The following is a 12449-nucleotide window of genomic DNA, read 5'->3' as shown; positions in this document are numbered from 1 at the left end:
AAGTATAGCTTTTCTTTTCCCTCAACTTTAACTCTTATAACGGTGAGTCTCCGCTTTTGTCTACTCCCGCTGGTTTCGACAAAAGACTCGAAGGGGCATTTCAGAAAGCGCGTACTTAAACCTCTTTCAGCCAAAGGAGGTTCTCTCTGAAAAGCCGTTTGCTTTCTTACTTCTCCTTCTCAACGTTTTTCCGTCATCTGTTCATACATACTATATTACAATTTTTTTAAAAAGTTAATCTAGTGCTTTTTCCAGCCTTGTGATAATCTTTTCTTTTCCTAAGAGCTCAAGGGCAAGCGGCAGCTCAGGACCGTGTGTCTGCCCGGTCGTCGCAACGCGAATCGGCATGAACAATTTTTTCCCCTTTTGACCTGTCGCCTTTTGAACTGACTTAATCGCTTTTTTGATTTCATCTGCTTTGAAATCTTGAATTGCTTTCACTTCTTCCAAAAATGCGCTTAACACGGAAGGAACTTGTTCTTCTTGAAGCACAAGCTTTCCTTCTTCATCGACCTCTATCTCTTCCTTAAAAAACATTTCGCTTAATTCGACAATTTCTGCACCGTAGCTCATTTGCTCTTGATACAGGGAAATGAGACGTTGCACCCAATCTCTTTCATCTTCTGACATATTTTCACTGATGCGCCCGGCTTTTACAAGGTGGGGCAGCGAAAGGTCGACTACTTTTTCGAGATCAAGCTTTTTCATGTACTGATTGTTCATCCATTTTAATTTCAGTGTATCGAAAACAGCAGGTGATTTTGATAATCGGTTTGGATCAAAAATTTTAATAAACTCTTCTTTGCTGAAAATCTCTTCTTCCCCAACAGGAGACCATCCTAACAAACCGATAAAATTAAAGAGCGCTTCAGGCAAATACCCTAATTCAGCATATTGTTCAATAAATTGAATGATGCTCTCATCACGCTTGCTTAATTTTTTTCTGTTTTCATTGACGATTAACGTCATATGACCAAAAACAGGCGGTTCCCATCCAAAAGCTTCATAAATCATCATTTGCTTCGGTGTATTGGAGATATGGTCTTCTCCGCGCAACACATGACTGATTTCCATTAAATGATCGTCGACGGCGACGGCAAAATTATAAGTCGGTGTTCCGTCTTTTTTCACGATGACAAAATCCCCAAAATCATCGGACTCAAAAGAAATATCTCCTTTTACGATATCGTTCCATTTATATATTTTTCCTTTTGGAACCCGGAAACGAATGCTTGGTTTCCGTCCTTCTTTTTCGAGTGCCTCTTGCTGTTCTTTAGAAAGGTGCGCGCATTTCCCTGAATATCTTGGCATTTCACCGCGATCGATTTGCGCTTGACGCTCGTTTTCAAGCTCCTCTTCCGTACAATAACATTTATACGCCAGGTCTCTTTCCAAGAGCTCTTCATAATATTTTTTATAAATGCTTGTCCGCTCCGATTGTCGATAAGGACCGTAATCTCCGCCCTTGTCTATGCTTTCGTCCCAATCAATTCCAAGCCATTTTAAATAAAAAAGCTGGCTTTGTTCTCCTCCTTCGATATTCCGCTTCTGATCGGTATCTTCAATTCGAATAATAAATTTCCCATTTTGGCTTCTAGCGAACAAATAATTAAATAATGCAGTGCGTGCGTTTCCAATATGTAAATGCCCCGTCGGACTCGGTGCATAGCGAACCCGTATTCCATTGTCAGCCATATTTTGTCCCTCCAATAATCAAACCGTAATTCTTTAAAATATTGTACCACCAAACCATTGATGTTCAAAGATTACTTTTTCTTTTGCAATAAAACGATTGACTGTGCAGCGATTCCTTCCCCGCGTCCTGTAAACCCAAGCTCCTCCGTCGTCGTTGCTTTAACATTCACTTGGTCAAGTTCAGCCTCCAAGAGCTCCGCAATTCTAGTACGCATTTGATGGATGTAAGGCGCCATTTTTGGTTTTTGAGCAATAATTGTACAATCCGCATTGCCTAATATATAGCCTTTCTCCTTTACCAAGTTCCATACCTCTTGAAGCAATTTCGCCGAGTCAATATCTTTATATGCAGGATCCGTATCAGGAAAATGCTTGCCGATATCTCCTTCTCCAATCGCTCCCAAGCAGGCATCTGTCAATGCATGAAGAAGAACATCAGCATCAGAATGTCCAAGCAATCCTTTTTCATAAGGAATGTTGACTCCACCGATCACAAGCGGTTTTCCTTCCACAAGCTGATGAACATCAAAACCTTGTCCAATCCGAATCATTCCCTTTCCCCTCTTTCACTCTCTAAAATCGCACGGGCAAAAATCAAATCTTCAGGGGTTGTAAGCTTTATATTTGAATAATCCCCATGTACAATACAAACTTTTTCGCCAATTCTTTCTACAAGACTTGCATCGTCTGTTCCTACAAATTGATCCCTATTGGCCGCTTCATGAGCTTTTAATACGATGGAAAGACGAAAAGCTTGTGGCGTTTGAACTGCCCACAAGCTAGAACGTTCAACAGTATCAATGACTTCCATATTGCGAACCCTTTTCACAGTATCCTTTACAGGAACGGCTACGACCGCTGCGCCCTCTAAATGAGCCTTTTCAACAAGCTGATGAATGGTTTCCCTGCGAATGAAAGGCCTTGCACCGTCGTGAATTAATATTATACCATCTTCTTCAACAGCTTTTAACCCGTTGTAAACACTATATTGGCGTTCCTGTCCTCCGGGAACTAGTTTTTGCACTTTTTTTATTTTATATTTTTTCAGTAAAGAAAGAAATTCTTCACGCTCTTTCTCGTTTATGACTAGAACAATTTCGGTGCATTGAGGATCTTTTTCAAACACCATTAAAGTATGAACAATCACAGGTAAAGAATTAAGTTTGATAAACTGTTTATTTTTTCCTGCCCTCATTCTTTTCCCTTGCCCTGCAGCTGGTATGACAACCCGATATTCCATCTTCTTTCTCCCTTATTACAATGCTTTTTCCAGCAGCTTTGGCTTTGCAAAAATCATTCGTCCGGCAGATGTTTGAAGAACGCTTGTAACGAGAATATCAATATTTTTCCCGATATAGTCCCTTCCGTCCTCGACAACAATCATCGTGCCATCATCAAGATAAGCAACACCTTGGTTATGCTCTTTTCCATCCTTAATTACTTGGACATTTAACTCTTCCCCTGGTAGTACAATCGGTTTTACCGCATTGGCTAAATCGTTGATGTTCAAAACAGAGACGTTTTGGAGCTCACATACTTTATTTAAATTGAAATCGTTTGTGACCACAACGCCTTGAATGATTTTTGCCAGTTTTACAAGCTTGCTGTCGACTTCTTGTATATCTTCGAAGTCGCCTTCCCATATTTCCACTTTAATGTCCAGCTCTTTTTGGATTTTATTTAAAATATCCAGACCTCTTCTTCCTCGATTTCTTTTTAGCACATCTGAAGAATCCGCTATATGCTGAAGTTCCTCCAACACAAATTGAGGAATAATAATGGTCCCTTCTAAAAAACCTGTTTGACAAATATCTGCAATCCTGCCATCTATAATAACACTTGTATCTAATATTTTTAAGCTTTTCTTTTCAACATTTTCCTCTTCTTCTTGAGAGGCTTTCTTCTTGCTGATTCTTGCTGTAATCGAAAACAAGTTCAACAGTTCGTCGCGCTTTTTATATCCGATTTGAAAACCTAAATATCCTAAAATTATGGTTAAAAAGATCGGAACAATGTTATTGATAATTGGGTATGGAAGTTCAGATAATGAAATTCCAATTAAATAAGCAATAATCAGACCAAAAATTAATCCTAAACTGCCAAATAATACATCCGTAACCGGAGCTTTCACTAATTTCTCTTCTATAAATTTTATCCAATTCACCACATAATCCACTAGCCAGAAGGAGGTTATATAAAATAAAATTGCACCTAATATCGCCAATGTATATGGTGTCATCAGAAATGGAACATCATCAAGACTTAAGAGAAATAATAATTCCGGTATAAACAAAACACCTAACGTTCCGCCAACAAAAAAGAAAAATATTTGAACAATTCGTTTTAACATACCTCCACCTCCTTTATTTCATTATATACACTTTCAAACCTTTCAAACATCTAAAAACAAGGATTGTAAAAATATTGATAAATTACTGTAAAGGATGTGTTAGAGCTCCCTTGCAATGTTATACTGATCTTGGAGGCGCCTTAATCCTTCCTTAATTTTCCTCGCCCTAACTTCACCTATTCCTTCCACTTCATCAAGCTTTTCTACGGTAGCATTTGCAATTTGTTTCAAATTTTCAAAGGTTGTCACTAAATTTTCAATAATAACGGAAGGAAGCTTTGGTATTTTATGCAAAAACCGGTAACCTCGAGGAACAACAGGTTCATTCATATTGGTAAAATGGGGATATCCGAGCAGCTTCAATAAAACCGCATCATCTAATAATGCTGAGCTGGACAATTCTTGCAGCTGCTTTAATACAGGAATAGGATCATTCAGCCGCTCCATGCTGTAATCTTTGATAAGCAGAGCCGCTTCTTTTTCAATATCTGCTAAAAGCTCGGTCATCTGAAGCTGAATCAGCTGCCCTTCTGTACCGAGTTCGTAAATATAATTAATAATTTCACTCTTAATTCGCAGCACCATTTCTATTCTATGTAAAACTTGGATCACTTCGTCGATCGTGACTAAATCTTCAAACTCTAAAGATCCTAAATTATTAATGGATTGGTCAGTGGCAGATTTATACTTTTCCAACGTCCGCAAAGCTTGATTGGCCTTCGTCAAAATGACGCCGATATCCCTCAAAGCATAGCGGGAATTGCCAAAATATAATGTGACGACATTTCTTCTTTCAGAAATAGCAATTACGAGATTTCCTGTTTGCTTTGCTACTCGTTCAGCTGTTCTATGCCTCATGCCTGTTTCTCTTACCTCTATGCTCGTATCCGGAACGAGCTGTGCGTTTGCGTATAAAATTTTTTGCCCTGAGTCGCTTAAAATAATGGCTCCATCCATTTTAGCTAGTTCATATAAATAGGCGGGGGAAAAAGGGCAATTGATATAAAATCCCCCGTCTACAATTTGTTTGATTTTTTCGTTATATCCTACAACAATTAGCCCCCCGGTCTTTGCGCGCAGCACGTTTTCAATTCCTTCCCGGATTGGTGTGCCTGGGGCTACAAATTGCAAGATTTCCTTAAGCGATTTTTCTTGTTTCATAGCTTATCCCCCTATTGCAAGTTCGAGCGCTTCTGAAATGTTTTGCACACCGACAATTTCTATATCTTCCGGCCATTTCCAACCGCCCAGATTGGCTTTCGGTAAAAAAATCCGCTTAAATCCCAGTTTGGCAGCTTCTTGTACACGCTGTTCAATTCGTGAAACCCTTCTAATTTCTCCTGTTAAACCAACCTCACCTACAAAAACATCATAAATGTTCGTCGGAACATCTTTAAAGCTTGAAGCTATACTGATGCAAATTGCCAAGTCAATTGAAGGCTCGTCTAATTTCACCCCGCCGGCAACTTTTAAGTAGGCATCTTGGTTTTGGAGCAATAAACCAACACGTTTTTCCAATACCGCCATCAACAAAGAAACACGATTATGATCAATCCCGTTTGCCATCCTTCTTGGGTTTCCAAAGCTTGTCGGGGTGATTAAAGCTTGTATTTCGACTAGAACAGGTCTTGTCCCTTCCATGGAAGCGACTACTGTTGAACCAGATGCCCCTTTTGCACGCTCTTCTAAAAACACTTCTGACGGGTTGAGCACTTCTTTAAGACCTGTTTCCTTCATTTCAAAAATTCCTATTTCGTTAGTGGATCCGAACCTGTTTTTAACTGCCCGTAAAATTCGGTACGTATGGTGTCGATCACCTTCAAAATACAATACAGTATCAACCATATGTTCTAAAATGCGCGGCCCTGCAATTGTGCCGTCTTTTGTTACATGACCGACAATAAAAATCGGAATTCCTTTTGTCTTTGCCAATCTCATTAATTCAGCCGTACATTCTCGAACCTGAGATACGCTTCCAGGAGCAGAAGCAATTTCACTGTTATAAATCGTTTGAATGGAATCAATGATGACAAAAGCCGGTTCAGTTTCCATTATGGATTGAATGATGATTTCTAAGTCCGTTTCAGAAAGCACGAAAAGTCTTTCGCCTTTTACCCCGAGTCGGTCGGAGCGAAGTTTTGTCTGTTTTAAAGATTCTTCTCCCGAAATGTATAAAACATCGTTCCCTCTCTCTGCCAGCTGTGAGGAGACTTGCAATAAGAGAGTGGATTTTCCAATTCCAGGATCCCCTCCAATTAAAACGAGAGACCCTTTTACAATTCCGCCTCCCAATACGCGGTTAAACTCATGAAGTCCTGTAAGCATTCTAGGTTCTTGCGCAGCTTGGATTTGATGAATTGGAGAAGGTTTGCTGACAGTGGATGATTCGGAATGACTAAAAGCAATGCGGTGTTTTCCCTTTGGCTTGATAACTTCTTCAACCATTGAATTCCATGCGCCGCACCCTGGACATTTTCCCATCCATTTCGGCGATTCATATCCGCACGATTGACAAATATATTTTGATTTGATCTTTGACATTCGGTTATTCCCCACTTTGTTCAATCGATAAACGACAATATAATGAAAGAGAGGGGCATACGTGAAGCAGTATGCCCATTGGATTATTGAACCTTTTCTGCAGTTTTTACGACAAATTCATTATTTTGCACGTCCAATACAACTTTTTGACCTTGCGAGATCGTGCCTTTCAATAATTCCTCTGATAAGCGATCTTCGACATATTTTTGAATCGCTCTCCGCAACGGACGTGCTCCATATTCTAAGTCAAAGCCCTCTTCAGCCAGCTTTTCTTTTGCACGATCCGTTAATTCGAGTTCTATATCCTGTTCTTTTAATCGTTTTGTCAGCTGATCCGCCATCAGCGAAACAATTTCTTTCAAATGTTTTTTCTCTAAAGAGTGGAACACAATAATTTCGTCAATCCGGTTCAAAAATTCAGGACGAAATGCTTTTTTCAGTTCATCCATCACTTTGTTTTTCATATCTTTATAATTTTCATTTTCGTCTTGAACATTAAAGCCGACATATTTATTCCGTTTTAATTCGCTTGCCCCTACATTTGAAGTCATGATTAAAATCGTATTTCGAAAATCAACGGTGCGCCCTTTTGAGTCTGTGAGTCTTCCGTCTTCAAGCACCTGCAGCAAAATGTTAAACACATCTGGATGAGCTTTTTCAATTTCATCCAATAATACGACTGAGTATGGCTTGCGGCGCACTTTTTCCGTCAATTGTCCTCCCTCTTCATAGCCTACATATCCAGGAGGCGAACCAACGAGCCTTGACGTAGAATGCTTCTCCATATATTCTGACATATCGATTCGAATCATAGCATCTTCGTCACCAAACATTGCTTCAGCTAATGCACGGGCTAATTCCGTTTTCCCTACACCTGTCGGTCCTAAGAAGATAAATGAACCGATCGGACGCTTCGGATCTTTTAAGCCTGCACGTGCCCGTCTGACAGCTTTTGCGACTGCAGTGACAGCTTCTTCTTGACCAATAACGCGCGAGTGTAAAATTTCTTCGAGATTCAAAAGCCGCTCTGATTCTGTTTGGGCAAGTTTAACAACCGGAATTCCCGTCCAGCTTGAAACAACCATTGCAATATCCTCTACGGTCACTTCAGAATTTTCTTGACCTTGTTTTTCCTTCCATGATTTTTTCGTTTCCTCTAATTCCTCTCTGAGCCGCTGCTCTGTATCTCTTAATGAAGCTGCTTTTTCAAATTCTTGGCTTTGGACTGCAGCTTCTTTTTCTTTTCGCACTTCTTCTAATTTTTGCTCCAATTCCTTTAAATTCGGAGGTGTTGCAAATGAACGAAGACGGACTTTGGAGCCTGCTTCATCAATCAAGTCAATCGCTTTATCAGGCAGGAACCGATCGGAAATATACCGATCTGAAAGTTTAACAGCAGCTTCAATCGCCTCATCGGAAATGGATACCCGGTGGTGTGCTTCATATCGGTCTCTTAATCCTCTTAAAATTTGAATGCTCTCTTCAATGGACGGTTCGTCGACTTGGATTGGCTGGAAGCGCCGTTCAAGTGCAGCATCCTTTTCAATATATTTACGGTATTCATCCAAAGTTGTTGCCCCAATACATTGCAATTCTCCCCGAGCCAAAGCAGGTTTTAAAATGTTGGAAGCATCAATTGCACCTTCCGCCCCGCCTGCGCCGATCAGTGTATGAAGCTCGTCAATAAATAAAATGATGTTTCCTGCTTGGCGAATTTCATCCATTACCTTTTTAAGGCGGTCCTCAAATTCCCCTCTATATTTTGTGCCAGCTACAACTGTTCCCATATCAAGGGTCATAACGCGCTTATCTCTCAAAATTTCAGGAACCTCATTATTCACAATTTGCTGAGCAAGTCCCTCTGCTATGGCAGTTTTCCCAACACCAGGTTCACCTATTAAGACAGGATTATTTTTTGTTCTTCGGCTCAAAACCTCGATGACACGCTGAATTTCTTTGCTTCGGCCGATGACTGGATCAAGTCCGCCCTCCCGTGCAACAGCCGTTAAGTCCCGCGCAAGACTATCAAGCGTCGGAGTATTTGCGTTTGTCATCGAACTTCCTTGGTGGCTTGAGGATACTTCGTTGCTGCCTAACAACTGTAAAACTTGCTGACGCGCTTTGTTCAAGCTTACTCCGAGATTGTTTAAAACACGCGCAGCAACTCCCTCGCCTTCTCGAATTAATCCCAATAGGATATGTTCTGTTCCGACATAAGAATGTCCTAATTTTCTTGCTTCATCCATTGACAGTTCAATGACTTTCTTTGCTCTCGGTGTGTAATGGATCGTTTGCGAAATTTCTTGTCCCCGTCCTATCAGGCTTTCCACTTCATTTTGGATTTTTTCTGGACTTAATCCTAGAGCGTGAAGCGCTTTAGCGGCAATTCCTTCTCCTTCGCGCACGAGCCCAAGCAATATGTGCTCTGTGCCGATATTGTTATGTCCGAGTCGTACAGCTTCTTCCTGAGCTAAAGCAAGCACTTTTTGCGCCCGTTCCGTAAATCTCCCAAACATCATTGTTCATCATCCTCCCTTTGCTTCCTTTCTAATTGAAGCCTTTCACGAATTAATGTTGCCCTGCGAATATCCCGTTCATTCGGCCGTAGAACTCCTCCTGAATATTGTTGCAGAAATCCGGGCTGAATTAAAATCATAAGCTCATTTAAAACACTGCGTGGAACATTTTGAATAATTCCCAGGTCAATTCCTAAGCGCACATCTGATAAACATTGAATTGCTTCTTTCGATGGAATAATCCTGCTGTATTTGAGAGTGCCGTAGGAACGATATACACGGTCTTCTAGATGATGCGGATTCGTTTTATATAAAGCATCTCTTGCAGCCCGTTCTTGAGCAATTAATTGCCCGACAACACCTATTAAATCATCGACAATATCATCTTCTGATTTGCCTAGCGTAATTTGGTTCGAAATTTGGAATATATTACCTATCGCTTCACTTCCTTCTCCGTACCGACCTCTCACAACCAATCCTAATTGATTGATAGCAGGTATAATTTGGTTAATCTGCTGTGTTAAGACAAGTCCTGGAAGGTGCATCATCACGGAAGCCCGCAAGCCGGTACCGACATTTGTTGGACAGCTAGTTAAGTAGCCCCTATGTTCATCAAATGCATAATCTACTTTTTCCTCAATCCAATCGTCAAGATTCATTGCCATTTTCAACGCTTCTTTTAGCTGAAGGCCCGGGAACAAACATTGAATTCTAATATGATCCTCCTCGTTTATCATGATGCTCACTTCTTCGTTTTCAGATAAAAGGCACCCTCCAAGTGCTGATTCTTCCATTAAATAAGGACTAATCAAATGCTTCTCTACAAGTACGCGTTTTTGAATAGGCTGAAGTTCATTCATTTTCAGCAGCACGAATGTCCCTAAACCGTCAAACACTCTTTGTGAAAATGATTCTTCAAATGTATTTAAAATAACCAAGGCTTCTTCATTCGACATAATGGTAGGAAAGCTGATATTTTCTATATTTCGCGCCAATCTGACTCGGCTGCTCAGCACAATATCGGAATCAGGTCCTTCTTGATTCATCCAAGGGCTCATGGCTGAACGAATAAATTTTTGAAAGGACATGTCATACTCCCCTTTCGTTCCGTCCATTTATCTTCGCTTCAATGGACCGAATTTCATCCCGAACTTGAGCTGCTCTTTCGAATTCCTCTTTCGCAATTAATTCTTGCAGTTCCTGTTTAAGCATTTTCAGGCGCTTTTTCAAATGAATACTTCCACCGGTCCGTTTCGGTACTTTACCGCCGTGAGTTGTATTCCCGCCATGAACACGTTTTAAAATCGGGGTAATTTGGTGATAAAACGTTTTGTAACAATGGGAGCACCCGAATTTACCAATTTTCGTAAATTGATCAAACGTCATATTACATTTCTCACATTGAATGACCTGATTTTTCTTGAAAACATTTTGCCCTTGGCTGCTAATGGCGCTGTCCATATTTAATAATCCGGACAATAAGTTGTTTATAGAAAAGCCTGGATTCATATTGAATATGAATACATCACTTTTTTCCTGTGCACATTTTTCACATATATGCACTTCAGTTTTTTCGCCGTTGATGATTTTTGTAAAGTGGAAAGTAGCGGGCCTTTCATGACATTCTTGACAAATCATCGTCCATCACATCCTCACTTGTATTTTAACGAGGTGAGCATCGCCTTCATCATCCTTGCCCTCAATTCGTCTCGATCAGGCAAATCAATATATAAAACAGACCGATCAATTACGCTCAACATAATTTTCGCTTCTCTTTCTGAAATAACCTCTTCATCAGCCAATCTCAAAATAATATCCTCCGCCGACGATTGTGACAGCCTTTTACCAATGGCATTTAAAATTTGATTGATCAGCTGGATACGGTCATTGATTCGAATTTTCATAATTCGGATATAACCGCCTCCACCCCTTTTGCTTTCGACAATGTAACCCCGTTCAATTGTAAAACGAGTGTTGATCACGTAATTGATTTGCGATGGAACACATTGAAATTTATCCGCAATTTCACTTCTTTTAATTTCAACAATTTCTTTTCCGCTTGAATCTAATACATGCTTTAAATATTGCTCGATAATATCAGATATATTCCGCACCTCGAAAAACACCTCCTTCAACTTTTTGATTGGAATTGCAAAACGCTCAAGAAATGTGCAATATCCTTGAGGGATAGGAGGCAAGATGTTTACGTAATGCTTATTTCCTAAACGATAACAACTAGTCACTTGACTTTGACTATATTTGACCTTAATTATAATATAAATTTTTTTTTGTGTCATTTCAACAAAAAAGCTCACTAATAATATTGCCATTTACAATATGGAAAAAACCCGCTCTTTAAAAAACTTTTTTAACTTCTTGAAATTTCAATAATTCGTTTATGATTTCAGGCATTTCATCTTTTGGAAGGCCAATTTCAAGTAAATATGAACGCTTCGCATGTTTAGTTTCTTTTGGCTTTGACAATGTAAAATGAATTTTATAAACAGAAATATTTAATTGTTCAAGTTTCCGAGTAAATTCCACCAAATCATCTTCTGGAAGATTAACTTGTATCCATTTTTTGCTTGACTTCTCAGCAAAAAAAGCCTCCACCTTATTGAGAAAGATCAAACTCAACAATACAATCAAGGTAGAAAAAATCGCCAACGGATACATTCCTGCCCCAACAACAAGGCCAAGTCCTGCAACAACCCAAATCGAGGCTGCCGTCGTTAATCCTCTTACCGTAACCCCTCTCACTAATATCGTTCCAGCACCTAAAAAACCAATGCCGCTAATGACATAAGAAGGAATTCTTGCTGGGTCAAAACGAATATTTTCATAACGATCCATATATTCTTCAAAGCCATAAAGAGACAGCAGCATCATCATGCAGGAGCCGACACCAACTAACAAATGCGTGCGAAAGCCTGCTGGATGCCGTTTAAATTCTCGTTCAAGGCCAATAAATCCACTTAAAATGACTGCTAAAACAATGCGAATCAACATAATTTGCCATTCCTCAGGCATTATCATTCCTCCTTACCATCCAAATGACTTTTTCTGTTTTGGCCATATATGAATTTTGAAATGATACAGTATTATACTTTCCCATTATATGCGATGAACAGTGCTCAATATTCAATTGTTCTTGAGTATGAGACTAAGAATGATATGAAACAAAAAAGCACTTTTAGAGCTGGCTTTAAAATCAAACGAAGCTTTCACTGCTCATATGCTTCAAGAATGGAACAGTTTATGTTTCTGAAGTAACGATCAATTAATTATACTCCGATTGAAGGTTTTAAAGAAAGCGAGCTTGATTGCAATAGATGCGGAGGATCTTC

General features: G+C 39.7%; 11 protein-coding genes and 1 other annotated feature (1 of these 12 running past the window's edge). All 11 genes read right to left on the bottom strand.

What is annotated here, in order from left to right:
* Nucleotides 1-192 (bottom strand) — a binding site (T-box leader); it reaches 42 nt to the left of the window's first position.
* Between the two features lie 42 nt (nucleotides 193-234).
* Nucleotides 235-1695, bottom strand: a complete 1461-nt coding sequence (gene gltX, locus RI196_RS00645) for a glutamate--tRNA ligase (RefSeq protein WP_311066736.1) — start codon at nucleotides 1693-1695, stop codon at nucleotides 235-237.
* A gap of 71 nt (nucleotides 1696-1766) precedes the next feature.
* Nucleotides 1767-2246, bottom strand: a complete 480-nt coding sequence (gene ispF, locus RI196_RS00640) for a 2-C-methyl-D-erythritol 2,4-cyclodiphosphate synthase (protein ID WP_063387135.1) — start codon at nucleotides 2244-2246, stop codon at nucleotides 1767-1769.
* Nucleotides 2243-2935, bottom strand: coding sequence for a 2-C-methyl-D-erythritol 4-phosphate cytidylyltransferase (gene ispD / locus RI196_RS00635; RefSeq protein WP_063387134.1), 693 nt, complete (start codon nucleotides 2933-2935; stop codon nucleotides 2243-2245). Before ispD ends, ispF begins: the two co-directional genes overlap by 4 nt.
* A gap of 15 nt (nucleotides 2936-2950) precedes the next feature.
* Nucleotides 2951-4045 (bottom strand): PIN/TRAM domain-containing protein, encoded by a 1095-nt coding sequence (locus RI196_RS00630; protein ID WP_311066735.1) that lies wholly within the window; start codon nucleotides 4043-4045, stop codon nucleotides 2951-2953.
* 99 nt (nucleotides 4046-4144) lie between these two features.
* The gene (gene disA, locus RI196_RS00625; RefSeq protein WP_066247900.1) at nucleotides 4145-5206 is read right to left on the bottom strand and encodes a DNA integrity scanning diadenylate cyclase DisA; all 1062 of its coding nucleotides are present in this window, start codon (nucleotides 5204-5206) and stop codon (nucleotides 4145-4147) included.
* A 3-nt stretch (nucleotides 5207-5209) separates the two neighbouring features.
* Nucleotides 5210-6586 (bottom strand): DNA repair protein RadA, encoded by a 1377-nt coding sequence (gene radA / locus RI196_RS00620; RefSeq protein ID WP_311066734.1) that lies wholly within the window; start codon nucleotides 6584-6586, stop codon nucleotides 5210-5212.
* Nucleotides 6587-6669: 83 nt separating this feature from the next.
* Nucleotides 6670-9105 (bottom strand): ATP-dependent protease ATP-binding subunit ClpC, encoded by a 2436-nt coding sequence (gene clpC, locus RI196_RS00615; RefSeq protein WP_063387130.1) that lies wholly within the window; start codon nucleotides 9103-9105, stop codon nucleotides 6670-6672.
* Nucleotides 9102-10190: a protein-arginine kinase McsB gene (gene mcsB, locus RI196_RS00610; RefSeq protein ID WP_311066733.1), complete on the bottom strand. Its 1089-nt coding sequence runs from the start codon at nucleotides 10188-10190 to the stop codon at nucleotides 9102-9104. Before mcsB ends, clpC begins: the two co-directional genes overlap by 4 nt.
* Before the next feature lies 1 nt (nucleotide 10191).
* Nucleotides 10192-10740, bottom strand: a complete 549-nt coding sequence (gene mcsA / locus RI196_RS00605; protein WP_063387128.1) for a protein-arginine kinase activator protein McsA — start codon at nucleotides 10738-10740, stop codon at nucleotides 10192-10194.
* 14 nt (nucleotides 10741-10754) lie between these two features.
* On the bottom strand, nucleotides 10755-11216 hold the full coding sequence (locus tag RI196_RS00600) for a CtsR family transcriptional regulator (RefSeq protein WP_063387474.1): 462 nt from the start codon (nucleotides 11214-11216) through the stop codon (nucleotides 10755-10757).
* 241 nt (nucleotides 11217-11457) lie between these two features.
* A complete protein-coding gene (locus RI196_RS00595) occupies nucleotides 11458-12132 on the bottom strand; it encodes an MgtC/SapB family protein (protein WP_242513753.1) in 675 nt (224 codons plus the stop codon).
* Between the last annotated feature and the right edge of the window lie 317 nt (nucleotides 12133-12449).

It is taken from the genome of Aeribacillus composti (assembly GCF_031760945.1).
Classification (GTDB): Bacteria; Bacillota; Bacilli; order Bacillales; family Aeribacillaceae; genus Aeribacillus; species Aeribacillus composti.
This window is presented reverse-complemented; position numbering and strand designations above follow the sequence as displayed.

Bases quoted from the DNA above. Each gene is read 5' to 3' on its own strand.
- gltX (WP_311066736.1), bottom strand. From the start codon at position 1,695: ATGGCTGACAATGGAATACGGGTTCGCTATGCACCGAGTCCGACGGGG.
- ispF (WP_063387135.1), bottom strand. From the start codon at position 2,246: ATGATTCGGATTGGACAAGGTTTTGATGTTCATCAGCTTGTGGAAGGA.
- ispD (WP_063387134.1), bottom strand. From the start codon at position 2,935: ATGGAATATCGGGTTGTCATACCAGCTGCAGGGCAAGGGAAAAGAATG.
- RI196_RS00630 (WP_311066735.1), bottom strand. From the start codon at position 4,045: ATGTTAAAACGAATTGTTCAAATATTTTTCTTTTTTGTTGGCGGAACG.
- disA (WP_066247900.1), bottom strand. From the start codon at position 5,206: ATGAAACAAGAAAAATCGCTTAAGGAAATCTTGCAATTTGTAGCCCCA.
- radA (WP_311066734.1), bottom strand. From the start codon at position 6,586: ATGTCAAAGATCAAATCAAAATATATTTGTCAATCGTGCGGATATGAA.
- clpC (WP_063387130.1), bottom strand. From the start codon at position 9,105: ATGATGTTTGGGAGATTTACGGAACGGGCGCAAAAAGTGCTTGCTTTA.
- mcsB (WP_311066733.1), bottom strand. From the start codon at position 10,190: ATGTCCTTTCAAAAATTTATTCGTTCAGCCATGAGCCCTTGGATGAAT.
- mcsA (WP_063387128.1), bottom strand. From the start codon at position 10,740: ATGATTTGTCAAGAATGTCATGAAAGGCCCGCTACTTTCCACTTTACA.
- RI196_RS00595 (WP_242513753.1), bottom strand. From the start codon at position 12,132: ATGCCTGAGGAATGGCAAATTATGTTGATTCGCATTGTTTTAGCAGTC.